Source organism: Planktothrix sp. (assembly GCF_046067725.1).
Taxonomy (GTDB): Bacteria; Cyanobacteriota; Cyanobacteriia; order Cyanobacteriales; family Microcoleaceae; genus Planktothrix.
This window is the reverse complement of the sequence record NZ_JBJUDF010000277.1, coordinates 1-26,604: the sequence shown is the minus strand read 5'-3', so window position 1 is coordinate 26,604 and position 26,604 is coordinate 1. Positions and strand designations below refer to the sequence as shown.

The 26,604-nt window shown below is 40.9% G+C and carries 29 protein-coding genes; 10 read left to right on the top strand and 19 right to left on the bottom strand.

Annotated features, from left to right (window positions below; translation table 11 throughout):
* Positions 1–32: 32 nt before the first annotated feature.
* From ACKPEB_RS17390 to ACKPEB_RS17325, 14 genes are all read right to left on the bottom strand, one after another.
* On the bottom strand, positions 33–803 hold the full coding sequence (locus tag ACKPEB_RS17390; RefSeq protein WP_408966222.1) for a Mov34/MPN/PAD-1 family protein: 771 nt from the start codon (positions 801–803) through the stop codon (positions 33–35).
* Positions 800–1,309: a ubiquitin-conjugating enzyme E2 gene (locus ACKPEB_RS17385; protein WP_408966221.1), complete on the bottom strand. Its 510-nt coding sequence runs from the start codon at positions 1,307–1,309 to the stop codon at positions 800–802. The genes ACKPEB_RS17390 and ACKPEB_RS17385 overlap by 4 nt, the downstream gene beginning before the upstream one ends.
* A gap of 2 nt (positions 1,310–1,311) precedes the next feature.
* Entirely contained in the window at positions 1,312–1,566 is a 255-nt protein-coding gene (locus tag ACKPEB_RS17380) for a hypothetical protein (RefSeq protein WP_227350780.1), read from the bottom strand.
* Between the two features lie 8 nt (positions 1,567–1,574).
* Positions 1,575–2,732 carry a HesA/MoeB/ThiF family protein gene (locus tag ACKPEB_RS17375; protein ID WP_408966220.1) on the bottom strand — a complete coding sequence of 386 codons (1,158 nt, stop codon included), beginning with the start codon at positions 2,730–2,732 and terminating at the stop codon, positions 1,575–1,577.
* 384 nt (positions 2,733–3,116) lie between these two features.
* Positions 3,117–3,302, bottom strand: a complete 186-nt coding sequence (locus tag ACKPEB_RS17370) for a hypothetical protein (protein ID WP_408966219.1) — start codon at positions 3,300–3,302, stop codon at positions 3,117–3,119.
* Between the two features lie 128 nt (positions 3,303–3,430).
* On the bottom strand, positions 3,431–4,105 hold the full coding sequence (locus tag ACKPEB_RS17365) for a Uma2 family endonuclease (RefSeq protein WP_408966218.1): 675 nt from the start codon (positions 4,103–4,105) through the stop codon (positions 3,431–3,433).
* A gap of 199 nt (positions 4,106–4,304) precedes the next feature.
* Positions 4,305–4,967: a Na(+)/H(+) antiporter subunit B gene (locus ACKPEB_RS17360; protein WP_408966217.1), complete on the bottom strand. Its 663-nt coding sequence runs from the start codon at positions 4,965–4,967 to the stop codon at positions 4,305–4,307.
* Between the two features lie 23 nt (positions 4,968–4,990).
* Positions 4,991–5,515 (bottom strand): DUF4040 domain-containing protein, encoded by a 525-nt coding sequence (locus ACKPEB_RS17355; RefSeq protein WP_408966216.1) that lies wholly within the window; start codon positions 5,513–5,515, stop codon positions 4,991–4,993.
* The gene (locus tag ACKPEB_RS17350; RefSeq protein ID WP_408966215.1) at positions 5,512–5,787 is read right to left on the bottom strand and encodes a monovalent cation/H(+) antiporter subunit G; all 276 of its coding nucleotides are present in this window, start codon (positions 5,785–5,787) and stop codon (positions 5,512–5,514) included. Before ACKPEB_RS17350 ends, ACKPEB_RS17355 begins: the two co-directional genes overlap by 4 nt.
* Positions 5,784–6,038: a hypothetical protein gene (locus tag ACKPEB_RS17345; RefSeq protein WP_408966214.1), complete on the bottom strand. Its 255-nt coding sequence runs from the start codon at positions 6,036–6,038 to the stop codon at positions 5,784–5,786. Before ACKPEB_RS17345 ends, ACKPEB_RS17350 begins: the two co-directional genes overlap by 4 nt.
* A complete protein-coding gene (locus ACKPEB_RS17340; RefSeq protein WP_408966213.1) occupies positions 6,035–6,424 on the bottom strand; it encodes a Na+/H+ antiporter subunit E in 390 nt (129 codons plus the stop codon). Before ACKPEB_RS17340 ends, ACKPEB_RS17345 begins: the two co-directional genes overlap by 4 nt.
* Positions 6,421–7,848 (bottom strand): cation:proton antiporter, encoded by a 1,428-nt coding sequence (locus tag ACKPEB_RS17335; protein WP_408966212.1) that lies wholly within the window; start codon positions 7,846–7,848, stop codon positions 6,421–6,423. The genes ACKPEB_RS17340 and ACKPEB_RS17335 overlap by 4 nt, the downstream gene beginning before the upstream one ends.
* Positions 7,845–8,180, bottom strand: coding sequence for a cation:proton antiporter subunit C (locus ACKPEB_RS17330; protein ID WP_408966211.1), 336 nt, complete (start codon positions 8,178–8,180; stop codon positions 7,845–7,847). The genes ACKPEB_RS17335 and ACKPEB_RS17330 overlap by 4 nt, the downstream gene beginning before the upstream one ends.
* A gap of 452 nt (positions 8,181–8,632) precedes the next feature.
* Positions 8,633–8,953 (bottom strand): winged helix-turn-helix transcriptional regulator, encoded by a 321-nt coding sequence (locus tag ACKPEB_RS17325; RefSeq protein WP_408966210.1) that lies wholly within the window; start codon positions 8,951–8,953, stop codon positions 8,633–8,635.
* Positions 8,954–9,050: 97 nt separating this feature from the next.
* Here ACKPEB_RS17325 and ACKPEB_RS17320 point away from each other — a divergent pair, with 97 nt between their 5' ends.
* The 5 genes from ACKPEB_RS17320 to ACKPEB_RS17300 all read left to right on the top strand — a co-directional run bounded on the left by ACKPEB_RS17320 (position 9,051) and on the right by ACKPEB_RS17300 (position 12,793).
* Entirely contained in the window at positions 9,051–9,749 is a 699-nt protein-coding gene (locus tag ACKPEB_RS17320) for a pirin family protein (protein WP_408966209.1), read from the top strand.
* A 426-nt stretch (positions 9,750–10,175) separates the two neighbouring features.
* Positions 10,176–11,768 (top strand): glycoside hydrolase family 57 protein, encoded by a 1,593-nt coding sequence (locus tag ACKPEB_RS17315; RefSeq protein ID WP_408966208.1) that lies wholly within the window; start codon positions 10,176–10,178, stop codon positions 11,766–11,768.
* Between the two features lie 282 nt (positions 11,769–12,050).
* On the top strand, positions 12,051–12,242 hold the full coding sequence (locus ACKPEB_RS17310) for a hypothetical protein (protein WP_408966207.1): 192 nt from the start codon (positions 12,051–12,053) through the stop codon (positions 12,240–12,242).
* 82 nt (positions 12,243–12,324) lie between these two features.
* Positions 12,325–12,513, top strand: coding sequence for a hypothetical protein (locus ACKPEB_RS17305; RefSeq protein ID WP_408966206.1), 189 nt, complete (start codon positions 12,325–12,327; stop codon positions 12,511–12,513).
* Between the two features lie 88 nt (positions 12,514–12,601).
* A complete protein-coding gene (locus tag ACKPEB_RS17300) occupies positions 12,602–12,793 on the top strand; it encodes a hypothetical protein (protein WP_408966205.1) in 192 nt (63 codons plus the stop codon).
* Positions 12,794–13,071: 278 nt separating this feature from the next.
* On the opposite strand, the gene ACKPEB_RS17295 is transcribed toward ACKPEB_RS17300, so the two are convergent.
* A complete protein-coding gene (locus ACKPEB_RS17295; protein ID WP_408966204.1) occupies positions 13,072–14,322 on the bottom strand; it encodes an RNA-guided endonuclease InsQ/TnpB family protein in 1,251 nt (416 codons plus the stop codon).
* 65 nt (positions 14,323–14,387) lie between these two features.
* Here ACKPEB_RS17295 and tnpA point away from each other — a divergent pair, with 65 nt between their 5' ends.
* Complete coding sequence (tnpA, locus tag ACKPEB_RS17290) at positions 14,388–14,792, top strand: IS200/IS605 family transposase (RefSeq protein WP_408966203.1); 405 nt, start codon at positions 14,388–14,390, stop codon at positions 14,790–14,792.
* A 262-nt stretch (positions 14,793–15,054) separates the two neighbouring features.
* Positions 15,055–16,296, top strand: a complete 1,242-nt coding sequence (gene argJ / locus ACKPEB_RS17285; RefSeq protein WP_408966202.1) for a bifunctional ornithine acetyltransferase/N-acetylglutamate synthase — start codon at positions 15,055–15,057, stop codon at positions 16,294–16,296.
* Positions 16,297–16,400: 104 nt separating this feature from the next.
* Here argJ and ACKPEB_RS17280 read toward each other — a convergent pair whose 3' ends face one another.
* Positions 16,401–17,171 carry a class I SAM-dependent methyltransferase gene (locus ACKPEB_RS17280; protein WP_408966201.1) on the bottom strand — a complete coding sequence of 257 codons (771 nt, stop codon included), beginning with the start codon at positions 17,169–17,171 and terminating at the stop codon, positions 16,401–16,403.
* A 1,402-nt stretch (positions 17,172–18,573) separates the two neighbouring features.
* Here ACKPEB_RS17280 and ACKPEB_RS17275 point away from each other — a divergent pair.
* Positions 18,574–19,668: a glycerol dehydrogenase gene (locus ACKPEB_RS17275; protein ID WP_408966200.1), complete on the top strand. Its 1,095-nt coding sequence runs from the start codon at positions 18,574–18,576 to the stop codon at positions 19,666–19,668.
* 132 nt (positions 19,669–19,800) lie between these two features.
* On the opposite strand, the gene glgB is transcribed toward ACKPEB_RS17275, so the two are convergent.
* Together glgB and ACKPEB_RS17265 are read right to left on the bottom strand one after the other, a co-directional pair.
* Positions 19,801–22,128, bottom strand: a complete 2,328-nt coding sequence (gene glgB, locus ACKPEB_RS17270; protein ID WP_408966199.1) for a 1,4-alpha-glucan branching enzyme — start codon at positions 22,126–22,128, stop codon at positions 19,801–19,803.
* A gap of 180 nt (positions 22,129–22,308) precedes the next feature.
* Entirely contained in the window at positions 22,309–22,998 is a 690-nt protein-coding gene (locus ACKPEB_RS17265) for a glutathione S-transferase family protein (protein WP_408966198.1), read from the bottom strand.
* Positions 22,999–23,238: 240 nt separating this feature from the next.
* On the opposite strand from ACKPEB_RS17265, the gene ACKPEB_RS17260 reads away from it, so the two are divergent.
* Both ACKPEB_RS17260 and ACKPEB_RS17255 read left to right on the top strand, forming a co-directional pair.
* On the top strand, positions 23,239–23,823 hold the full coding sequence (locus ACKPEB_RS17260) for a hypothetical protein (protein ID WP_408966197.1): 585 nt from the start codon (positions 23,239–23,241) through the stop codon (positions 23,821–23,823).
* Positions 23,824–23,892: 69 nt separating this feature from the next.
* Positions 23,893–25,860 carry a peptidoglycan D,D-transpeptidase FtsI family protein gene (locus ACKPEB_RS17255; protein ID WP_408966196.1) on the top strand — a complete coding sequence of 656 codons (1,968 nt, stop codon included), beginning with the start codon at positions 23,893–23,895 and terminating at the stop codon, positions 25,858–25,860.
* Positions 25,861–25,867: 7 nt separating this feature from the next.
* Here the strand turns inward: ACKPEB_RS17255 and ACKPEB_RS17250 are convergent, their stop codons facing one another.
* On the bottom strand, positions 25,868–26,422 hold the full coding sequence (locus ACKPEB_RS17250) for a cyclic nucleotide-binding domain-containing protein (RefSeq protein WP_408966195.1): 555 nt from the start codon (positions 26,420–26,422) through the stop codon (positions 25,868–25,870).
* Positions 26,423–26,604: the final 182 nt, after the last annotated feature.

Genomic DNA, 26,604 nt, shown 5'->3' with positions numbered 1-26,604 from the left:
AATCTATGGGATTTTGAAGTTGTGATCTCCTATTAATTGGTATCCGATTTTAGGGCTTCTTGTCTCGTGTCTTGAGTCTTAAATAAATTAGGTTGGACTTTTTGAGCTTTTTCCCCTAAAAAGTAACCAATTTTATTTTGTACTGGATCATAGACAATGGATAAACACCAAGGATGGGGGAAAAAAGAGCGTTGAGTCCGCATATCTGTTCCCGACATAAAGACACCAATATCAGGGTGAGAATGATACCAGCCAATAATATTTGCTTCTGGATGAGTTGCTTTAGCGTGGTTCATAATTCCGACCCAAGAATCTGGTGTAAATTCTAAAGATGCTCCAGTTCCAATGGTTGCGGGTGCAGGTACAGCGGCTGTTACTTCCACATAAATCCCAAACGTAGGATCAGTGTAAGCATTACCAAATAAAATTCCTCCTTGTTCAACCCTTAAGTTACTTTGTAAATGCTCTATTAAATTTTTTAGAGCATCTTCTAAGATATAAACTTTAGGGTATTGTGGAGTAATATTGCGTTCTCGTATAAATTCTTGAATTGGCTTTTCTGTTGGTTTAAAAACATCCTCAGATTCTACCCATTCAATCATTGATTGAGATTTAATCACCTCCTGTTTTTCTACACTATATTCATCTGGAATTGATTCATCCTGATCAAGTGCTTCTGGCATTAAATTTTCTTGTGCTGGAGGCAAAACCAAGGGTTCTGAATCATTTTTTTCTGCCATCATAGCTTTTACAGAAGCCAATATTTTCTCTAGTTTTTCAAGGAAATTTGTAATCCAATTCATACATCATTCCAAACGATTTGAGCTTGTGGCTTTTTAGCACTTTTGAAGGTTTTATTATCCACCGGATAACGGTTAGGGTTACGATTAGCCCAGTCTTTGGCATCACGATTAGCAGGACTATTCAAATTTAGAACGTCCTTAGAATACTGGATAATTTTGCCAATCCGAATCACTAATTCAGAAAGATTTTCTGCCATTGTCCAATAGGAACCTAGACAAACACGTTGGTTTGTATAAACATTTGGGTGAAAAATAGGGGTTAAAAACTCAGCAGAAGGTGAATTTTTTGGATAGTCATTGCTGAGAGTAATTTTAACTCGATGATTTGTGCGGAAAACTGGATCATTACCTTGCAGTCGTTCAATTCCTTTGCATCGGTATTCAATCACATATTCATAAGCGGGTTTACCTTGACTAGAAATTAAAGCAATAGTTCCACCTGAATTGGCAATCAGTTGTGAAACTTCATTAAAGTCATTTTCTAAGCGTGTTTCACGAATTCCCATAATCAACCTGCCTCTAAAATAGGATAAACTTCGAGAACATCATTTTCCATAACCCCAACTGTTCCTAGTGTTGTCCCTGGATCAAGTTGTTGGCCTGTTCTTTCTACACGCACAGCGTAACTGGTTTTACCGGGAAGGTTCCAACGTTGCTGCGTAGCTTGAACCAGTTCTTCAACGCTGAGATTTTTAGGTAAAGTCACAGACGCTTTACGAGTTTGATCAGCCGAGCGAATTACTAAAGAAATTGAATCAGACATACTAACTCCTAAATTGGACAAAACTGAATTGCGATTTGACCTTTCGAGGTCTTGCAATGTAGTATCTCGTTCTCTGGTAGACATAATTCTCCCCAGGTTAAATTTTCTCCACATTCCTGTAGTGAAAAATTCTGAATCACTTCAAAACTTCTTTCTTGGTGACACTTAGGACAAGCCAGTTTAGATTCAGAATATCGACTTAGAGGAAGATTAACGCGCTCTTGATAACCACATTCTGAATTCAAGCATTGCATTGTACTAATGATTTCTTTTCGCAATGAGAGAATCGGTTCTGGAAATCCAGATTCTTCAATCTGCCTAAGAATTTGTTGAATTGTCAGATTAGAATTATAACCGATATGAACTTGAGGTTCAAGAGCTAAATCATGAGCAATACAAGTTTCTTGGCGTTGAATTTGTACTTTAAATACCATCCAAGGATTTAAGCCTAAAAAGACTTTTTCTCCAGGGTTGAGAAAACCAGGTTGTTCATGTAAATAAAGTAAGGCTTGCTGTACCTGCATAGCTCCAACAATGGAAGCAATTGTGGCAGTGGTTGGCATTGCGGTTTCTGGAATATTCCGCTTCATTCCTTGGCAAGAATAACGTTGGTTGCGTCGTTCCCACATCGCATTAGAAATGCTACATTCATAACAAGCTGCCTCGGTTTTAGGGTCAAAAAAACTAACTTCTCCTTCCCCTACACCAAGACCACCATTAATCCAAGGAATTCCAGCGCGATAAGCCATTTGGTTGATAGCCCAGCGTGCATTTACACTATCTAAACAACCAATAATAATGTCATGTTTTCGGACATCTCCAATACTGAGATCAAATTCCAAATCTCCGTAAATCGTTTGGATAGATAATTCGGGATTAATTTCTAAAGCTCGTTGACGTGCAACTTCGACTTTTTGCAATCCCACATCAGACTCTCGAAATAAAACAGAACGGGTCAGGTTGGTAATAGAAACAGTATCAAAGTCAATGATAGTTATATTACCAACACCAACAAGGGCTAGGTTTTTAAGAACTTCATTTCCTAATGCACCTGCTCCTGCAATTAAAACCTTTGCAGATTTTAATCGTTCTTGTTGCCACCAATCGATTAAATGATGCCGATCATAACGGCTTTCAACTTCAGTTTCGATAACAAATGAATCCATCAGAGCCAAGTTAGAGTTTATAGTCCTCCTAAAATAGAGGAATTTACCGAGTAGCAATGAATGGGGATATTAGAGAAAAAGCTTGATCTGCTCAAGGCTTTTAATTTGGGGGATTTAAGGAGCTACTAATAATAAAAATATCAGTGCTGCTCTGATGAAATTGGGGTGATCAAAGAAATAGATACTCAAAAATTAAAATGAATTAGGGCGATCGCATCCACCATTTTTTGAGTGATATAATAGAAGTTTATCCCTCACATAATGTTTTGTAAATCAGTGAAATTACGGAACTTTCATATTTTTTAATGTTCCGGTTCAATCTACCCCCTCGTTAGTTGAGCTATGTCGTTGAAATCTGCTCTCTCAAACCGAGAGATGATGTTACTACCAGTCTGAATCTGATTCGTTTCCCTCCCATAACTCCCGTTCTGCATCTCGTTCTAATTCTCGATCTAAGGCATTTTGTTCTCGGTAATCATCGTAACTATCCTGAACGTCCCGGTCGTAATCATAGTCGTGGTCGTGGTTATCGTAACTGTCCTCACCGGGGCCTAAACTAACGTAACCCATGGTCAGAATTCCTCTTGATCAGTTCTACTGACCTATTGCAACCTGCGAATAAAATTACGCAAATTTTCAAAAAATTTTTTGGGGGTTGGTAAATTAGAGAGTTAAATCTAAGTTAGGGTGAGTTTGAGTCAATTTTTCCGATGACTTAATTGTTCTACAAATATTTGATGTTCAGGTGTGGCTAATCCTTGCTGTAAAACTTGGTTAACTTCTGCTAAATTTCCGCCCAATAATGGAGGAACCGTTAACCACAAGCCCGGAAATATTTGACTTTTTATAATTTCTGAGGAGTCAGGATTTGAGATTATATAGTTCCCTGCTTCTAAGCGAAACCAATCTATTTTTTGCTCATAAACTTGCCAAACTAAATACTCTTGAACTCCATTACGACGATAGACATTGAGTTTATCTCGTAAATCATAAGATGCACTACTGGCAGCAATTTCTGCAATGAATTCTGGCGCACCTTGATAATAGCCATCTTCACTAATCGTTGACTGTCCACCGACTTCAAACCGTAACAGTGCATCGGGTTGGGGTTCATTATCAGTATCGAGGCGAACGGTTGTATTGTCTGCCAGTTCTACCCCTGGTGTTGCTATCCAATAGGTTGATAACCAAGCCATAATTTGTGCATGGGGTTTACCGTGACTCACACGAACTGGAGAACCCATATACACAACTCCTTCAATTAATTCTGCTTTTTTAAGGTGAGGCATAGCTTGATAGCGTCGTTCAAATTCGATTTGACTCAGGCGATCGCCATTTTCTAATGGTAAAATTGTCGATAGCGTTCCAGTCATAAATTAACCTCTAGTTTTTTTTAGGTGATGTGCGTTGGTAAATTATAACTTTTTTTCTAAGAGCGATCGCCATTGATTAAACTCAAAATATTTTCAATCAGTAAGATTAGAAAATTTTAATATTATTTTTATAGTTTTCCTATCAAAGCGTGAATCGACGAGAAACCTAGTTTTTCTCACAAACCAGGTTTCCTATTAATTACAATAGCCCCCGATACCGAATAAACAATAAAATTGCCGCCCACGATCCTAACGCTACTTTAATGGCGACTAAAATATTTAATAACGGAATCGCACCGCCACTAAATAGTCCTCCTAACTCTCCGTGTGGTAACTCAAATCCGGCTAAAGTAACCACCGATAACACAATAAAAGTTAACACCGAAATCTTTTCCCAATCTGCGGCTAAATACCGTTTATAAATCTTTTGCATCCACTCAGGAGAAGAGGTAATTGCTACCAAGCCAATGGCAGTTCCTCCCGCCACTCCGGCTGCAAAACCACCCCCCGGACTGAGATGACCTCGAATGGCTAATTCTACCCCCACTAACGCGCTAATGGTTGCTCCTAAACGCGCTAAAACAATCGAAGCTTCATCAGTAAATTGCTCAATTTTAGGAGCCGGTTTATCTTTCGCTAATAGGAAATAAACCCCCATAATCGCAATCGTAAATACAATGACTTCAAAAATTGTATCATAGAGTCGATTTCTTAAAATAATTGCCGTTACCGCATTGGGAATTCCACTATCTTTAATAATCGATTCCACAATCGTCAAACTCGGCAAATCTCCAACGGGATTCGGCATCACCAAAAACTTAATATAAATCGCAATAACCGATAGAATATAAACCCATTTCATGAATTTTACTCCCCTGATTTCGATCAATTAAAATAAGTTAAACGAGTATCTAACAAGGACAATTGAGTTTCCATCACCTGATAAAGCCGTTGAATTCGGGTTAAAGTATGATAAGATTGCGGTTTCTCATCATTTAGACAAACTGCATGAACTTCTTTATCTATCAACGCTTGCTTTAACGCTTTCTCATCGGGATAGGGTACTAACTCCAAACGCAAATGATATTTGCTAAACACTTTTCTAAACTGTTCTAATAGTTGGTTAAATTCCCCTTCCTTTGCTTGTGTCTCTAAATCTTCCAACACTCCCAAACGCACAACCAACGAGGAACGCACCGCCACTGCATACAACGTAATTGCCAACATTGTCCCCACTAACGCTTCGGTTAAAGCAACGTCTGGTGCTCCTAAAACCGTATAGAATAAGGCTGCGATCGCCCCTAATATTCCCCGCACCACCAAAGCATGATAAGGGTTCTCCTCAAACACTAACATCGTCGCCGCTAAAGGTAACAAAGACGCGATCACAACAACATAGTTATCATTCATGATTTATCCTCATTATTAGAACAATAAGCTAACACATAACCTAGCATAGTATTCCACAGCATCAGAGAAATCAGGGCTAAAATCAACAACGGCCATTCTCTGGGAATTTTCACCAATAACCCCAAAATAATCAGCATTGAGCCCAGGGTATCGGCAACAGTCAGCGTATGCAATTTGAATAAAACTGATCGCAAACCCAAAAGCGGAAAGGTTCCCCAAAACCAGAACACAATTCCTAAACCCATTAACCCATAACCCAAGATGTCAATCATTGGTATTTTATCCTTTTTAAAAGTTGAGCAAGTAACATAAATCCGGCATTTCCAACGCTGAGGATGATCACGCCCGCAACCCCAATCATCCAATCATCTCTTATTACAGAGATAAAAAGAATCATCATCGAACACTTAGTGGCGATACTGGCTAGAGCTAACATCTTCTGCCAGACATCATTTTCTTGCCAACAAGCTTCATAAAGGGGAATTAACAATGCGATAATCATTGCAATTAATAACAAATTCATGGCAATTTCCTCCGTACCACTCGATGAACAGCAAACCATCCGTTTTCGTGGTATTTCAAAACAATGGTTTTGGGTGTAAAGGTAATTAGAAAAATATCTAAAAAGATCAGCCCAGGTGTTCGTTGTGGCTTGACTCGTTCCATGATGATCTCTTCATCATTATGAGGACGAAACATCATTTCGATCGCCTCCAGATAAGCTTGGGGAATTGCTACTAAAACTTGCCCTAAAGCTTGCATCCAATCTTTTAATGCAGTGGGTGTTTTTTTAAGTCCGGGTATTAAAAAAGCGATCGCAATTCCAATAATAATATTGGGGACAGTAAAATTTGCCGTTAACAGAAACCAAATTGTTAATCGTAATATTAAATTCAGATATCCAATCATGCCCACACCATCCAAAACAACAAAATTAACATCACACTCATCACCCCCATCAAATGATCAATTTGTTCAAGCATACGGGGAAGTTTGAGGGAGATTTTTTGAATAATGAAATAATAAACCAACCATCCGAGGAAAATCGTTGCTAGGGGTTTGATAATATTAGCAATAGTATAAGCGTCGTAATAAGCCACATTTGCTACTACCAACCCCGCCAGTAACAAAATCAAACCGGGCCAAAAACCAGGCCGGATTTGATCTTCTCCTCCACGCGGCAGAAAGATAAATTTGGCAAAGGAGATCGCGGTTCCCAATGCAGCCAGATTCATGCCGATCACTTGCCAAGGGAGGAGATTTTTCATGGTTAATACCTTTGCCCCAAACCCCGACAACAGGGGGAAACCGGAGATGGAGAAACTGGCGATCGCCAGTGCTACCCACAAACGAGTATTGATCGGGGTGTGATGCAGTTCTTTAAAACTACGGCTCGGTAAAACCCCTGAAATTAGAAACAAAGCAGATTTAACTAAGCCGTGAGTGAGAGCATAAAATCCCCCCACTTCTGGTGCTGCGAGTACAAATCCTAACTGGGATATGGTATGAAACGCTAACATCCGCTTCGTATCCTTTTCAAACATGGCATAGGATACCCCCAGCAAGGCTGTTCCCACTCCAAAGATACGGATAATGGGGTCAAGTTCACTCACCGTTAGAGCCATCCGCACCATTGGGAACACTCCTGCTTTGACCACCACCCCCGACATTAACGCGGATACAGGGCTTTCTGATTCCGAGTGGGTTAATGGCAACCATAACCCCGATACAAAAATACCTCCTTTAACTAATAGTCCCAACAAAATCAAAGCAACGGCTTCCGGTGGAACTCCCTGCATCCCTGAAAAAGCAAAGGAATGATGGGTTTGATACACTAACACCGCCCCAATCAAATAAAACAGCATGGCGACGTTGCTAACAAATAGATAGCGTAACCCCACCCAAATCGAGCGATCAGATCGCGGATAAGCAATGAGGAGAAAAGCGGCAATACTAATCACCTCTAACGCTACATATAAACTGATCAAATCCGCACAAACAAACGCAGCATTTACACTGCCATGTAGAATAATCGCTTGAGTGTAGAAAAACGTGCTTTTATTGGTGTGCCAACAGTAGAGAATAACGGCGGCGGTGACTAACCCATTGGTTAAAATAAAATAACCACTGAGGGAATCGATGAGTAAACTAACACCGAAGTTATCGAGTAACTGGATCGCCTGGGGAGACGAATTAACACATTGATACAATCCATAGGCGATGGAAATAAACGCAACAAATAACGTAAAAAATCGATCTAGTTTTGGAACCAAATAAACTGTAAATCCAGCCAAAAAAGGTAGCGCAATCCAAACAAGAGTAAGGGTGATCATGGGGTGTTATTTTTCTCGATCTCGTTCGTTTCCAAAGTGGGATTATCCCGTGCCAATTTCATCGCGCCAACTAACATTAACGCTTGAATTGAAAGACCAATCACAATGGCGGTTAAAATAACGGCTTGGGGAACCGGATCGGCGTAAGTGCTATTTTGAACATCTGTAAGAATTGGGGTTAACAAACCGCCTCGTGATGCGATTAACACATAATAAGCGATGACACCCGTACTCATGACGTCCATCGAGATGATCTTCATCAGCAGGTTTTGTTTAAGGATAATTCCGAAAAACCCGCACAAAATTGTTGCAAAGACGAATGCTTCTAACACGACAATCAGCTTGGTTAAGGGTGACTTTGAGGTTTAATCCTCTTTAAGAATCGGTAGGATTACGGATCAGGTTGGCTCAGTATCTCGAAAACATTCGACCTCCGGGTTCATCTTCGGGGATTCAACTAACACAGCCTTATTGTTACGGCTTTGACTCTATTATAGCGAGTCAAACTTATTTTGGCTCTATTTAGTATAGAAATTTTTCCTAGAATTGTCCCAAAGAAGGGGAAACCTGACGTTTTCTAGGCTTAAGACTGCTAATTCTTTTAAATATCAATAAATAAGCCAAAAAAGTTGCTTTTTAACAGTGAAGTCTGATTTTAAACTGAGAGATATTGGGAAAATCAAAAGTTTCACCCTGAAATATTTGATCATCAATTCTTGATTCTGGTAATCTCAAGCTCAATAATCAGTTTGTCTTTTTTGATTTTTAATTGAAACTTTGACTTTTATATCCCTTCTCCCCAATGGTGCATTTGTTCTAAGATGGGTTTTAATCCTTGTCCTAATTCGGTTAATGAATATTCAACTTTCGGCGGAATTTCAGCATAAACTTGTCGATGAATAATCCCATCAGCTTCGAGTTCTCGCAATTGTTCAGTCAGCATTTTATGGGTAATTCCCTGAATTGAACGTTGAAGTTGATTAAACCGTTTTACCCCTATCCATAACTCTTGAATAATTAAAATTTTCCAGCGTCCACTCATCACCTTTAATGTGATTTCAGCCGGACAAGTCGATTTTTTAAAAGGCAGTTTAGACCCTTCCATAGTTCCAAGTTAGGACGTTACGAACGAAAAAGTGCGTACTTTTCATTTTAGTGTTTTTTTTCTAAATTAAAACAGTAGGGTTCAATACAGGAAAAATATGATTACAATTCGCCACTCTCACGAACGAGGACATCTTAATATTGATTGGTTAGACAGCTATCATACCTTTTCCTTTGGGAATTATTATGATCCTCAATATATGGGATGGAGATCCCTACGAGTCATTAATGAAGATCGGATACAACCCGGAGGCGGTTTTCCAACGCACGGACATCGCGATATGGAAATTATCACCTATATGTTGCAAGGTTCCTTAGAACATAAAGATAGTTTAGGAACAGGTTCTATCATTCAACGGGGAGAAGTTCAACGGATGAGTGCAGGAACAGGAATTCGTCATAGTGAATTTAATCCCTCTTCTACAAATACGGCTCATTTTTTACAAATTTGGCTGATTCCTGATCGAGAAAATTTACCCCCCAGTTATGAACAACAATCTTTTAATCTATTCAAAAATCCGGGTCAATTCCAATTAATGGCCACACCTCATAACGTTGAAAATACCCTTAGAATTCATCAAGATGTGAATTTATATGCCGCTTGTTTGCCATCAGGCGATCGCATTTCCTATTCCCTCCCGCCCCAACGTTATGCCTGGATACAAGTGGCGAAAGGAGAGGTCATCCTCAACGAAATTCCCTTAACAATCGGTGATGGTGCTGCGATCGCCCAAGAAACTGAACTCACCTTCACGGCTACAAATGATGCTGAAATTCTGCTATTTGATTTAGCCTAATTTTCTACCAAGAGTTGAGGATGCTTAAACTAATATTCTTAACTGTAATTTTTTGAATTTATAACTCAACAATAAACCGTAACCTATTGATGACTAAATAACCGTATCATGAATCACTTTTTATTAAAAATTTTGATTTTCCTTTAAGGTTAAGCTCGTATTAAAAATAATCAAGGTCTAGGATGACATTTATGGGGCCGTGCTGTTGTTGCGGATTATTCCCAAAACCTTGATATCCAAGAGCTTCTAAGGCAATCACCCCCTATGAGAGAACAATTTTTACGCCAAAAGCCACTAAGTTACAAAAATTCCTCTAAAATGGCTAATTAAAATTTAATTAACTCGGATCTGACCCGTTTGTTTTATAATACTTTAATATTTTAAAACTATCTAGCTCCGATAATCTCGTATTTCTGTTAACTCCCTATGGCTATTGGCTATCTCGCCCTGGTTCTCCACGCCCATCTTCCCTTTGTCCGACACCCTGAAAGTGACTATGTATTAGAGGAAGAATGGTTATTTGAAGCAATTACTGAAACCTATATCCCCTTAATCCAAATGTTTGAAGGGTTAAAGCGGGATGGAATTGACTTCAAAATGACCATGAGCTTAACTCCACCTCTGGTGTCGATGTTACGAGATCCCCTTCTCCAAGACCGATATGAGCAACACCTCGGCTTACTCCAAGAGTTAACAGAACAGGAAATTGAGCGTCATCAGAAAAATGGCCATCTTCGTTACCTGGCTGAACATTATGCCCAAGAATGGCAGCAGGCGCGCCAACTTTGGGAACGCTACCACGGGGATTTAGTCACAGCTTTTAAACAATTTCAAGATAGCAATAATTTAGAAATTATCACCTGCGGTGCGACTCATGGCTATTTACCCTTAATGAATATGTATCCCCAAGCAGTTTGGGGACAAATAGAAGTCGCTTGTCAACATTATGAAGAAACTTTTGGCTGTCGTCCTCGTGGGATTTGGTTGCCCGAATGTGCCTACTATAATGGCTTAGAACGAATGTTAGCCGATGCGGGAATTCGTTATTTTCTCACCGATGGACACGGAATTCTCTACGCCCGTCCCCGTCCTCGCTTCGGAACCTATTCTCCCATTTTTACAGAATCCGGTGTGGCGGTATTTGCACGGGATAACGAATCTTCTCAACAGGTGTGGTCTTCCGAAGTCGGTTATCCGGGGGCTCCAGAATATCGAGAATTTTATAAAGATTTGGGCTGGGAAGCCGAATATGAATATATTAAACCCTATATTATGCCCAATGGTCAGCGCAAAAATACCGGAATTAAATATTACAAAATTACAGGTCGGGGTCTAGGACTAGCCGATAAGGAACTTTATGATCCCTATTGGGCTAAATTGAAAACGGCTGAACACGCGGCTAACTTTGTCTTTAACCGAGAACGCCAAGTTGAGCATCTTCATGGGATTATGCAGCGTCCCCCCATCATTGTCTCTCCCTATGATGCAGAACTGTTTGGACATTGGTGGTATGAAGGGCCTTGGTTCCTTGATCAATTATTCCGCAAAACCTGGCAGGATCAAAGCGTCTATGCCATGACCCATTTAGCCGATTATCTCAAAGCTTATCCCACTCAACAAGTTTGTCATCCCGCCCAGTCCAGTTGGGGATATAAAGGATTTCATGAATATTGGTTGAATCATACTAACGCTTGGATTTACCCCCATCTTCACAAAGCCGCCGAACGAATGATTAAAATGGCAGGTCGAGAACCCCGCAGTCAACTAGAGTTAAGAGCCCTGAATCAAGCAGCACGAGAATTACTCTTAGCACAATCTTCTGACTGGGCCTTTATCATGAGTTCGGGAACCATGACTCCCTACGCCGTGCGTCGTACCCGTTCTCACCTGATGCGATTTAACAAAATTTACGAAGATATCAAAATTGGCAAAGTTGATTCCGGTTGGCTGGAAAAAGTGGAAGCCATTGATAATATCTTCCCCAATATCGATTTCCGCGTCTATCGACCATTGATGTAAAACCAGGAGCCAGGAAACCAGAAGCCCGAACCCAGAAGCCAAAAGTTCATAATTCCTCCCCCTGCTCCTCTTCTCCCCCTGCTCCCCTGCTCCCCCTGCTCCCCGCCCCTCTTCCCCCCGGTAGAGGTTTTTTTTGTCTTGTTGTGAATTCTAAGAAAATTGTAAATTTTTGTTAACTTAAGGCATTTTGTAAAATAGACTACAGAATCTTCTGGTATATTAAAAATTGAAGACAAAAACAGCCTGTTCGTTTTTAGGCTCATCACTTAGGAGGACAAACTCATGGGTACTCAAGATCAAGCTCGCGCCTTAATGATGCGTCATCACCAGACCATCAAAAATCGTCAACAATCCTTACTCAATCGCGTTGCCGATGAAGTGGGGGCAGAACCTGGTGATTGCACAACCATTCAAGGCAAATTCAACAGCCATTCTGTCAACAGCTATGGTCGCAGCAATGCCACGATGAGTTAGTCTGATTAAGAATTTTAATCTTTCTTAATATTTCCCTTCAACAAACCTTAACTTACAAAACCGATAACAGGAGAAACCGATTATGGATACTCAAGATCAAGCTCGTGCATTAATGATGCGTCACCACAAACTGATTAAAAACCGTCAACAATCTATGCTGAATCGGGTTGCGGATGAAGTCGGTACAGAACCCGGTGATTGCACGATGATTCAAGGGAAACCCAATTCCAATGCAATTAATTATGATCGCAGTAATGCCACGATGAGCTAAGTCTCAACCCGCATCATTTTAAACATACCCTTCGACAAGCTCAGGGCAGGAAAAACAGTTTATTTTAAACAAACAGGAGAATCGAATTATGGATACTCAAGATCAAGCTCGTTCTTTAATGATGCGCCACCATCAAATGATCAAAAACCGCCAACAATCGTTACTCAATCGTGTTGCGGATGAAGTTGGTATTGAACCCGGAGATTATCGCACAACAATTCAAGGGAAACCCACAGAAAGCGCGACCAGCTACGATCGCAGTGGTTCATCCATGAGTTAATTCTGCTGTTGTTAGATAACCCGAAATTTACCATGAATCGATCAATTCCCCCGCTTTGCTTGAGCAAGTGGGGATATTTTTTGGGTTGACGGTTGACTGAAAATGAGTTCAGTATTGCGATCACTTAATGATCTAATAAGCCGATCAAGCCAAATTTTATACTATAACAAAAGCAGCAATTGTTTAAAATTGCAGAATATTAAACCCATAGAAACCGGGTTTTTAATAATTTTAACCGCCAAACATAGCCGGGATAATCATTTATTTAGTTTAATGAACTACGCACATCCGCTATCGCGCTCGATGTGCGTTTCTGACGCTTCAACTGAGAAACTTGCTTGAAGCTTCCGCACTCCTGTAGAGGTATTCTCATCTGCATCTAAAGAGGTACGTTCCATACCCCTTGCATAATTAAGCATCACCATTGCTGCGGCAACATCTCTATCACAATGAAACCCGCAATTAACACAATGATGTTCTCTTTCTGCTAATGTTTTCTTCTTCTGATGACCGCAATTTGGGCAAGTTTGTGAAGGTTTAACTTTCTGGGTTGGAACCTCAATATAAAACCCACCAGCTTCAGTGACTTTATATTTAATTAAGTCTTTGAGGTTTCCAATTCCCACATCAAGCAAAGACCGATTTAGTCCTGACTTTTGGCGTTTGTTTTTACCTTTAGACTTGCGAGTCATCCCTTTAAGGTTTAACTTTTCAGTGGCTACGAAGCTATTACAGCTAACGATTTCTGTAGACACTTTATGCTGCCAATCTTGTCGCTGCCTAGCAACTTTAGATTGGATCTTGGAGATAGCTTTATTCGCTTTTTTCCAACGTCGTGAAGCTTTTACCTTCTTCTGTGGAGGTCTTTTTCTGCGACTGGTTTTGGCAATCTTGTTAATTTTGCCTTGAGCGACTTTAACAAATCTAGGATTCTCAACAACATTACCATTTGAGTCGGCAATTGCATGGTGAGTTCCAAAATCTAAACCAATCGCGCCAACATCTGTTTGATAACGAGATGGTATGCAGTCAACTGTGATTGACGCATACCATTTTCCTTGTTTGAACAGGATGGTACAAGTTTTCGGTTTGCCCCAGTCTCTTGCTTGACCCCTCATCTTAATGGTTCCTAAATTTGAGATTTTTAGAGAACCATTTTTACCGTTGGTTAAAGCTTTCCATCCACTTTGACAAGGATAAGTCCATCCTTTGTAACGCCGACTTTTCTTGAATTTGGGATATCCAGATTTAAGTTTAAAGAAGCGTTGAAAGGCTAAATCAACTCGTTTAACAGTATCTTGTAATGCGTGACTACCAAGTTCCTTATAATCTGTCCAGAATTCCTTGAATTCGGGTAAACAATTCTGTTGGTCAAAATAACTGACCGACTTGTTGAATCGCTTATAAGATGTTTTCCGATGTTCTACACAAGCGTTGTATAAAGCGCAATGTAGCTTTCTCCAATAGTGCATTTTATTGGCTTGCGTTTGAGTTGGATAAAGTCGGAAAGTTACTCGTTTGGTAGCCATAACATATCGACCTTCTGTTATATTTATAATTGCTTATTATAATCACGCAGTTACACCTTTTCAAGATGTCTACTAGAAAAGGTTCTTATAGTGTTTTTAGTGTGCGACTACACTTTGTCTTTGTTACTCATTACCGTAAAAAGGTTTTAAACACAGAAATGCTCAACCGTTTAAAAGAAATGGTTGAGCAAGTATCAAATAAAATGGATTGTCAGTTGATTGAGTTTAATGGGGAGTCTGACCATATCCATATTCTGTTAGACTTCCATCCTAAAAACTCAATTGCTGCGGTTGTGGGGAGTTTAAAAAGCTCTACAGCAAGAATGCTCAAGAAAGAATTCCCTGTAGAATTTAAGAAGCATTACTGGGGTAAAGTTTCGTTTTGGTCTAACTCATACTATGTCGCTTCTTGTGGGGGCGCACCAATTGAGGTTCTCAAAAAATACATCCAAAACCAAGCAAGTCCCTAGAAATCGCTATCCTTCCCCACCCCGCTTCGCGCTTGGGTGGGGACTGTCGCTCAAATCGTTCACCAATTCAAGCATAGATTGATTCTTTTTTATAAGCGCGATCGCGTAGCGTGCCGGAGGCATATCACCCTTGGTATCTGAATTAGGCGATCGCCTGATTCTTAATGCGCTATATGTCCTTGCGTACGTCCTGTTTAAGTGTTCTCACCCTGGTTCTTGATATAATCCCTGGTCAGTACCATTGGAACTGGAAGGGGAAATCATGTCAGATTGGACAGTTATTGAGGGTGGGGTGACAGCACCCAGAGGATATAAAGCATCGGGAATTACAGCCGGATTAAAAGCGTCGGGATTACCGGATTTAGCTTTAATTGTGTCGGATGTTGATGCGATCGCGGCGGGGGTATTTACCACCAGTCAAGTTCGAGCCGCCTGTGTGGATTATTGTCGTCAACAATTACAAGCTAAACCGAGTGCGAAAGCAATTTTATGTAATTCAGGACAAGCCAATGCTGCCACAGGGGAAGCGGGTTGGACGGATGCTGTGGAATCAGCCCAAGCTTTAGCTACGATCTTAAATGTTGCACCCGAATCAATTTTACTGGCTTCTACCGGAGTCATCGGTCAACGGATTAAAATGGATGCACTCAAAGCCGGACTTCCACAGTTAGTGGCAGAATTGTCTACTAATGGTAACGCAGCCGCATCACGAGCCATCATGACCACCGATTTAGTACCAAAAACCATTGCTTTAGAAACAATGTTTGGGGATCGTCCGGTGAGAATTGGCGGAATTTGTAAAGGTTCTGGGATGATTCACCCCAATATGGCAACCATGTTAGCTTTTGTGACCTGCGATGCGGCGGTTTCTCCCCCCCTGTGGCAAGAAATGTTAACTCGTGCAACCCATCGCAGTTTTAATCAAGTGACCGTCGATGGCGATACCAGTACCAATGATTCTTTAATTGCGTTAGCTAATGGTGCCTCTCGGACTCCTGCAATTACAACCATGGGGCCTGAAGCCGAGAAATTAGAAGCGATGTTAACGGCTGTGTGTGAATATTTAGCAAAAGCGATCGCACGGGATGGAGAAGGTTCAACTTGTTTAATTGAAGTGCAAGTCTGTGGTGCTGAAGATGAAGTCTCAGCTAGTAAAGTTGCTAAAACGATTGTAGGTTCATCTTTGGTGAAGTCAGCAATTTTTGGTCGTGATCCCAACTGGGGACGCATTGCGGCAGCAGCAGGACGGGCGGGAGTGCATTTCGACCAAAATCATTTAGAAATTAAATTAGGGGATTTTCTGCTAATGCAGCAGGGTCAACCCTTAGCTTTTGATCGCAGTGCGGCAAATGAATATTTAAAGAAAGCACCCACAGGAGCCTATCTTAAAGAAGATACGGTTTTAATTTCCGTTAAAATTGGCAATGGCCCCGGTAGCAGCAAGGCTTGGGGCTGCGATTTAAGTTATGACTATGTAAAAATTAACGCTGAATATACAACTTGAAAATTAATCCTTTACGGAAATTTTAGGAAATGTCAGGGGGAAAAATTCAGTTCAAATTCCCCCTGTCTTTTGCCTGAAGCTATTCAGCTTTTAGAATTTAAGCTTTATTTATTTTTAGTTGCGACAATGCGAATTCGCTTATAGTCTGCTATCCAACTCCCATTTTTAAATAATTTGGGGCGCAATCGAGTTTCGATATCGGTAATCATATTCAGTTGTTGAGAAGGAGGGATTCCTTGGAAAAAATTTCCAGCAAACATTTTTAGCCAATGTTTTAAGCCTTTCTCTCCATCATTTAAGGAGGTTGGACGCTCCATTAATGTTGCTAAATTGAGTTGAAATCCTTGTGATTCTAGGAGCATTCCATATTCAGAAATACTGGGAAAGTACCAAGGATTTAATGCTTTGTTTTGAGGATATCCAGCCACATCTAAAGCGGCATAAATTGCAGCAACAATTGTATTGATATTCCCCTTTCCGCCAAATTCTGCAACAAAACGTCCTCCTGGTTTTAATACGCGCCAAACCCCATTCACAACTTTCTCAGGTTGTTGAATCCAATGTAATACCGCATTAGACAAAACCGCATCAAACTGTTCAGTCCAGATTAAGTTCGCTGCATCTGCCACTAAGAAATTTAAACCAGGGTAAGTTTCATTTGCACGTTTAATCAGGGTGGAAGCCGGGTCAATTCCCATCACTTCAGCCCCAGTGTTTGTAATTCTATAGCTAAGATGACCTGTGCCACAACCGAGATCGAGAATCTGTTCTCCTATACGGGGATCAAGCAATTCTAAGAGATCTACTGCTAAGTTAGAGACAAAGCTATGATGACTGTCGTAGAGTTTTGCATCCCAATGAGGCACAGGAGCCATAGGAGCATAGTTTACGGTCTTAGTGTTCATTAGGCAGTCAGGCAGAATTTGTTTGTCATTTTTTAGTATGCAACATTATGATCATAATCTTCTAAAAATTAAGGAAACTTTAGACTTATTGAGTCGGAAGGTTTTGTTTTGAAGCTGAAAGGTTTATATCTCCTATACAATAGCATCTTTCTACCTTCTGATTCACAAACAGAAATCAGTTCCTATCATCCCTGAACCCTGATTTCATCTAGTTTAAGATAGAGATTTCGTCAACCCCCTTATTTTAATTGTAGAAATGTCTCGAACACTCACAATAAGTATGAATGACTGGAGAGATGTTTTTTTAGAATTTAAAAAATTGACAAAAAAAACTTAACATGGTATATTTCTGCTTTCATTGATGTGCCTTGTAGAGAACAGCCAAGGGTAAGAGAGATCAAAGCCTAAAACACTCAAATTAAACAGCCTAGTCATCAGAAGGCCAGAATTCACCAACAATCTTTGGCCAGCAACAAAACTTTAAAAAACTTTATTCATAAAATGCCCAGGTCGAACGTCTGATTAATGTAAAAATCCTGATGTTGCAGGATTTTCAGGTTCACAGTGCGATCGATACGGTTATAAAAAACTAAACGGTGCCGACCCATTAACGGTTGTGAAACAGGAAGCTAAATCTGCAACAGGCGCCGCCTTAGCTCTGGTTAAACTCTTCATTCCTCTTTAGGGTTTCAGGATGAACGTGCATCCTCAAATCTCAAGGTTATTTTCATAAGACATTTCTGTTAGATATGGCTTTCATTATTATTGTAATAAAAGCTATATCTTTTTCATGGGACATAACCTCAGATTAAAAAATTGTTTTAGAATGATCAAACTCTGCAATGATATTAAATCCCGCATTTTGTAATCCCAGGGATAATCCACATCCACAAAATAAATCTATAACTTTGAATGAAGTTGGTTTGAAAGTAATCATCGAAAAGATTAAGTCTGAGTTTCTCTTTTTAGCTGACATACAAAGACGGCAAAGGAAACCTACAAGCCTCTCCCCAACTCTATTTTCCCTGAAAAAGTTGAATTTCCCAATTCTGGTGAACAAAGTATTGACAATTTCAAAGAAATCGTTTATAATATGAGGCATGAACCAAGACGAATTTATCAAAAAATGTTTCAGCAAGTTAAATCGCTAAAGATTAGCTTTTCGGTTTAATCATAAAAGTTTTTGGGTCTTGGTTCTTCTCAAGCGTTTCAGGACAGACAGAAGAATCAAAAAACTATTGAGGACAGAAATAGTCGGAAAATGGTCATGAATTTTCCTTAATACGTTTCTGTGCCTGTGTGTTTGGTTAGAGTTGATGGTTAACGACGACTAGAATAAAGCCTGATGTTCATGTTGAACAAGGAGGAACTTGTGATTACGACAGCGATCTTCCCAGCCCGATATGTTCAAGGAAATCATGCAATTCGTTTCTTAGGTGAAGAATTAAGTCATTTAGGTCAAAAAGCCCTAGTGATTATGGGGCCAGTGATTTTCCCTAAATTGCAACCCCTGGTTGAAGAGTTTACCCAAGGAAAAATAGAGATTTATCTCGAACGCTTTGGCGGTGAATGTTGTGATCTTGAAATTGAACGTTTGGTTAATTTAGGCGCGGATCAAAAAGTCGATTTAATTGTAGGAATTGGAGGCGGAAAAACCATCGACACCGCTAAAGCAACCGCCTATAACCTCAAAGTTCCTGTTGCAATTGTTCCCACCATTGCTTCTACCGATGCTCCTTGTAGTGCCCTATCGGTGATTTATACCCCGGAAGGAGTCTGGGAACGTTATCTGGTCTTACCTCGTAACCCCGATCTAGTTTTAGTCGATACTAATCTGATTGCTCAAGCTCCAGTTCGCTTCCTCGTCGCTGGAATGGGGGATGCGTTAGCGACCTGGTTTGAAGCCGAAGATTGTCAGATTAAACGAGCTAAAAATATGACCGGGCGCATGGGGCCAATGACTGCCTTTAGTTTAGCTCATTTGTGCTACGAAACATTGCTTGAATATGGCGTTTATGGGAAAATCGCCTGTGAACAACAGGTGGTCACTCCCGCCTTAGAACGCATTATTGAAGCCAATACGCTACTCAGTGGGTTAGGGTTTGAAAGTGGTGGATTAGCGGCAGCCCATGCGATTCATAATGGGTTTACGGTTTTAGAAGAAACCAAAAAATTCTGGCATGGTGAAAAAGTGGCTTTTGGTGTTCTGGCAATGTTGATTTTAACCGATCGCCCCAGTGAAGTCATTGATCGGGTATTTAGTTTCTGTGAGTCCATCGGACTGCCAACGACTTTAGCTGATATTGGACTCGAAGGAGTCAGCCGTGAACGCTTATTATTAGCCGCAGAACGCGCTTGTGGTACAGGTGAAACTATTTATAATGAGCCTTGTGAAATTAACCCTGAAAGTGTTCTGGCTGCGATGTTAACGGCTGATGCCGAAGGACGGAGACGGAAACAATTCTAAGTTAATTGTGTGAGAGTTTAGAGTTTATTGAGGAAGTTAAAGTGTGATCGCTTTTTGATCAGAAAAAAATCAAGAGGCGATCGCTATTTTTTAAAAAATGGCGATCGCTGTTTTTAGTGCGACTATCTCGGCTTACACACCCTCTGCTTCTATTGCCGTTGTTTCTACGGTAGCAGCCTGCATAGCAGCTTCAGTTTTAGGACGATCTAATTTAAGAACCAAAACCCCTAAAGGCGGTAAGCATAAATCCAAGGAATTGTGATAATTATGGAACCACCATTCATCAGTCCATTTACCTCCTAAATTCCCCATATTACTCCCGCCAAATTCTCCCGCATCACTATTAAATAATTCGGTATAAAATCCCGGTTCAGGAACACCAATGCGATAGTGACTATGGGGTTGAGGTGTAAAATTACAGACCACAACAACGAATTCTTTAGGGTCTTTCGCCCGACGAATAAACGATACTACGCTATGACGGTTATCAGTACAATCAATCCATTGAAATCCTGCTTCTGCGAAATCCTGTTCATATAATGCAGGTTCATGGCGATACAGTTGATTTAACGCTTGGAATAACCGTTTAATTCCCTGATGGGCTGAATATTGCATTAATTCCCATTCTAACGTTCCCCAAACATTCCACTCTTGACGCTGACCAAACTCCATTCCCATGAAAATTGTTTTCTTTCCAGGGTGAGTGAACATATAGGTAAATAAACACCGGACATTCGCAAATTTTTGCCAATCATCTCCGGGCATTTTGTTAGTAATATTGCTTTTACAATGCACCACTTCATCATGGGATAACGCCAGCATAAAGTTCTCGCTGTGGTGATACCAAATACTAAAGGTGACGTTATTTTGATGGAACTGACGGAACCAAGGATCCATGCTGAAATAATCCAACATATCGTGCATCCATCCCATGTTCCATTTCAAGTTAAATCCTAACCCACCCACATAAGTCGGCCAAGACACCATCGGCCATGAAGTAGATTCTTCAGCAATGGATAAAGTCCCCGGATAGTAACTAAACAAAACATGATTGGTTTGACGCAAAAAGTCCGCCGCTTCAATATGTTCACAACCGCCATATTGATTCGCTACCCATTGACCATCGGGGCGTAAATAGTTAAGGTAGAGCATGGAAGCCACCGCATCGACCCGAATTCCATCAATATGATATTTGTCATACCAGAATAGGGCATTAGCCACCAGGAAATTACGGACTTCGTTGCGACCATAGTTAAACACTAAGGTTCCCCATTCCTTATGTTCACCTTTGCGGGGGTCACCGTGTTCGTAGAGGTGAGTGCCATCGAAAAACGGTAAGCCGTGTCCGTCTTTGGGGAAATGCCCCGGAACCCAGTCTACAATCACCCCAATACCGTTTAAATGGCATTGATCGACAAAATACATGAAATCTTCAGGACTGCCAAACCGGGATGTCGGGGCATAATATCCAGTGACTTGATATCCCCAAGACCCATCAAAGGGATGTTCAGCAACAGGTAATAATTCAATATGGGTAAATCCTAAATCCTTAACATAGGGGATTAACTGTTCTGCCAGTTCCCGATAGGTTAAAAAACGACCCCCTGGATCAAGTTCACAAGCTTGTACAGGGGGTTCAACGGTTCCGTCAGGTAAGACATGGGGTTGATCAAACGGAGCGCGGTTCCAAGACCCTAAATGGCATTCATACACGGAAACCGGAGATTTTAAAGGATCAGTGTGGCGTCGTTGTTCTAACCAATCTTGATCATGCCATTGGTAGCTATCTAAATTGGCAACAATTGAGGCAGTTTTAGGACGAACCTCTTGATAAAATCCGTAGGGATCGGTTTTTTCATAGATGTGCCCTTCCCAGTTTTTAATTTCATATTTGTAGTGTTCACCGACTCCCAGTCCAGGGATAAACAGTTCCCAAACGCCATTCCCTAACTTCCGCATTTGGTGTTTACGTCCATCCCAATAGTTGAAATCACCAATAATGGAAACGTTGCGAGCATTGGGAGCCCAAACCGCAAAATAAACCCCCTCAACCCCATTCTGGTTCATTAAGTGGGCACCTAATTTTTCATAAATGCGGTGATGGTTGCCTTCGGTAAACAGGTGAACATCAAAGTCGGTAAATTGGGGAGAACGGAACGCATAGGGATCATAAAGAACCCGTTCATGTTCGCCTTCTTTGATCCGCAGTTGATAGTTCGCCAGTTCGGGAATATCAATCACGCATTCAAAGAAATGCGGGTTATGTATCGACTGCATCGGGTATTCCTGTCGTTGTTCGGGCAAGAGAACCCATGCCGCCTCTGCGTTGGGTAAATAGGCTCGGACTGCCCACACCGTTTTACCGTCTTGTTCAATGGCATGGGGGCCAAGGACTTCAAAGGGGTCTTGGTGATGGTTCCAGACAATTTTGTTAACTTGATCAATGGCAATGGTCGTCATGAGTCTCTACTGCTCTACTACAAACGGGTTACTAATCGACGCTACGGTGGCTATTACTTTACATTTTTTAACAGTTTCAGAAAACCCTGACCTCTGCATTTTTGGAGAATTTCCATGTAATGGCAGGTTTAGAGTTGGGATTATGGTACTCGATTTTTTGAGCTTTAAAACAATTACTGATTAAAGTCCTGGGGGGAAGGGTTCATGGCAGAGGGTGTGAATGTCTTTGATCCGTTCAAATAGCCAAGGATAATCGCTTCGATATTCAGGAATTAAAGCTAAGGGACTCAGAAGAGCCGCGGCAGCTAGATCGGCAATACTGATGTGATCACCTACTAAATAGGGCTGGTCTTTCCAAACAGCTAACACTTCAAAAGCGGTTTTTAATCGGGTTTTCGCTTGTTCCACCGTAGCCGCATTGATTTGATATTGCCAGCGCACAACTTGAATCACCATCTGACTCGATAGGGACGGATCGATGGATTTTCCCTCCCCAGAACGAAATTGATAATAAACAAATCGAGTCGCGGTTCCAATACTTTCGTCTAACCAATCCTCTAATAACATTGCTTGAATCTGATCTTGGGGATTCGTTAAACATAAAGGAGGTTGAGGATAATACTGTTCTAAATAGTTAAAAATTTGAGTTGAATCTGCGATCGCCTTTGGCTGGGTGAAGTTGATCGCTTCAGGTTGGCTTTCTAATTCAGGTAATAAAACCGGAACCGTTGTTAGTCCGGTTAAGGGTTTCAATTTCAGGGTATGCAGTCCAGGGGTGAGATTTTTGACTTGATAAGAAATTCCTTTGTAGCCTAACGCTAAACGGGCTTTGCGACAGTAATGGGATGTACTGAATTGTAACAGGAGCATAAAAAATCAACCCAATAATCTCGGATGTCATATAGATCTCACAACTTGACACCGAACGGTTTGATTATATCCGTCAACTGTCAAATTAAGAATATTTTGGGGTTTTTTCGTGATTAGATAGTGAGTAAGTCAGTTTAAGCATTCAAGGTGAGTCGGTTTTGTTGGACATCCGTGCTAACGAACTTAACGCCTATTTCTATTCCCCCACACCACAAGCTGAAGTCAAGGTAGGTAAATTTTATGGCTGTTGCGTTTAAATCACCTTCTTCCCCTCAACGCAGACTTTCTCGTTCCGTTCATCTTCCGTCGACTCAAAGTAAGGTGATTTCTTTTGATCAAGCTCGCAAAAAACGGGTTAAAACGTCTTTGATGAATTCTGCACCCAGGGTTCAGTCTTCTTCCCCTCCACCACAACCAACGGTTGTTAAAGCGTTACCCAAACCTCAAAGGCAACCGTTGTGGTTAAGTTCTATGATGGTCTTGCAAAAGGTTTCATCGGTTGTTACTTCTGTTATGGTTGGCTCTACTTTAACTTTTTACGGTTTCATGGTTTATGGGGAGTCCAGTTGGACACAGGAGTATCCGAGATTAGAAAAGTTACGTGCGACTGAACAACAACTGCAAGCGGCTCAAGAACTGTTGAAAAATCAAATTGCTTTGGAAGCGGACAAGCCTACGACGGGTCTTGTGGTTCCTCAACCAACTGATAGGATTTATATTGAACCTTCTGATCCTCGTCCTGAAATCTTACCCGCACCGACAAGTCCCCTCCTCGACTTACAACCTTCCCCTCACTCAAAAGCAGACAAACCGCTAGGATATTAAAAGGTTGATTTGCGATCTCTCTACTCTCCCGTAATCCGCCTGTTTCCCCAGCTTTCGTGTTCCTATCCTATGGCTTCTTCGGATTCCTCTTCCGGTTCTCGTTCTCAACGGTCTGTTTCTTCTCCTCGCCAACGCAGGGGAAATAAATCCTCGATGGAATCAAAAAAGGCGACTGTTAGGGGTCAACGTGGAAAGCCTAGATTACAAAATCCCATCTTGATTAATCCCTTTGTTGCTTCTCAAAAGCATTCTATTTCTCCTCACACTCAAGAACGACCCTTGAGTCCTCTCGTGCCTCGATTAGCTCAACCTAACCGTTTAATTTTAGTTGGGTTGGTTCTCTTAGGGGGAATTTTAGGTCTAGGGATTAATTTATTTCGTTTACAAATTGGTCAAGAATCTTCTTTTCTGAAACAACAAGCCGCAGCCCAACAAGAACAACGAATTTTACCTTTTGTTCCTCGTCGCCAGATTACAGATAAAAGAGGAACGATTCTGGCTTTAGATCGACGAGTTTATACGCTTTATGCTCACCCAAAACTCTTTAAACAACCCGCTAATGAAATCGCTGAAAAGTTGGCTCCGGTTTTGCTGCGAGAAGATTTAACAACCCCTAATGCTAACGAACTTTTACAACTGTTTGGTACATCTCCGAGTGGAATTAAAGTTGCAGATTTTATTCCTGAAGAAGTTTCCAACCGGATTCAAAACTTAAGATTTGATGGATTAGAACTATTAGAAAATCGTCAACGGCTTTATCCTCAACAGGATATTACTGCTGATGTGGTGGGTTATGTGAATCCTGAAGGAAAAGGTCAAGCCGGAATTGAATATAGTCAAGAAAGTTTATTAGAGCGCACCATGCCTTCGTTGTCCTTTCAACGAGCCGCAAATGGTGCCTGGGTTCCTGAACAAATTGCTACCGGATTTATTCCCGTTGATGATTTACAATTACGGCTGACAATTGACGCTTCTTTACAACGAATTGCCCGTAAAGCATTGCAAAAAAACGTTGAAGAATATAAGGCGAAACGGGGGACGGTGATTGTTATGGATGCCACGGATGGAGGAGTGCTAACTTTGGTGAATGAACCGTCTTATAACCCTAATCAATACTATAAATTTGATTTAGAACGCTTTAAAAATTGGGCTTTAACTGACCTTTATGAACCCGGTTCAACTTTTAAACCGATTAATGTTGCTTTAGCTTTGGAAGCGGGAGTGATTCAAGCGGATACCATCATTAATGATGAAGGGAATATTCAAGTGGGAGGCTGGCCGATTCAAAATGCTGATGGTGCGGCCAGAGGTGCAATTAATATTACCGATATTGTGAAATATTCGAGTAATGTGGGGATGGTGCGAATTATTCAACGCATGGAACCTGATGTGTTTTATGAAGGCTTAAAACGCTTAGGATTAGGAACAACGATGGGAATTGATTTACCTTTTGCAGCCACCAGTACCTTAAAAACAAAAGAGCAATTTATTTCCGCCCCCATTGAACCCGCAACCGCCTCATTTGGTCAGGGATTTTCCATTACTCCAATTCAATTAGCTCAACTTCATAGTTTGTTAGCCAATGGCGGGAAATTGGTGACTCCCCACGTTGTTCAAGGGTTATATAACAGTAAAGGTCAATTGTATTGGAAACTTCCTCTCCCTGAACCGAAACAAGTGTTTTCTAGTCAAACGGCTAATTCTGTTTTACAGATGATGGAAAGTGTGGTTAAAGAAGGAGGGACGGGAACTCGCTCGGCTATCGAAGGTTATCGCATTGGTGGAAAAACGGGGACAGCCCAAAAAGCATCTCCTGATGGTGGCTATTCCTCTAATGCGTTAATTACCAGTTTTGTTGGTATTTTAAGTGTTGATCATCCTCGTTATGTGGTTGTAGCGGTGGTGGATGAACCCCTCGAAGGTCGCGCTGGCGGAATTGTGGCAGCACCCATTGTCAAATCTGTCATGGAAGGGTTAATTCATTTAGAAAAAATTCCTCCTTCATCCATTCCTTCAGAAACTTCCCCGGATAATTAGCAGCGTTTTATCGATATTTCATATTTTGAACCAGCCAGTTAAATTTAGCTTGAGCTAACACTAAAAATTCCTGGGTATGTTCACTAAATTCTTCTGGTTCTGGCTGCTCTATTTTATCTTCGCTCAAATCATCGTAACCTAAACGCCGAATGGTTCCTCGCATCCGGCTGGCTAAACACAGGGATAAACCCTGATAAAATCGGGAAGCAAATTTAGAATCACTGTGCAGTTTATTATTGAGTTCAAATCGAGAAATTGCTAAAACTTCAGTTTTTTCTAAGGCTTTCACGGTTGCTAAAGGGGGACGACTATCAATAAAAGAAACTTCTCCAACCACTTCTCCTTTACTGATATGAGCTAATTCTCGATCTTCTTTCGCTCCGATCACCACCGATAACAATCCATCCATGACAAAATATAACGCATTAATCGGCCGTCCTTCATAAATTAATCGTTCACCTGGGGGAAGTTTCTCGACTTTGGCTTTATTGATAATCCAGCGTAGATCATCATCGGTGAGTCCCCCTAACAGGAACAGGGCTTTGTCGGTTGGGTGAGTCATGTTTGAATAAAATTCCTATTCGTTATTAAAATATTATGAATTGATTTTAATACGGTTTAAAAACTTCATAAGCTCTTCATGAAACTGATGAGTTGCTTTCATGTAGCAACCCTGACCCGCTTGTTCTAAAATAACAATTTGCACATTTGACATAAACTGCTGAAGCAATTGGGCTTGCTCCA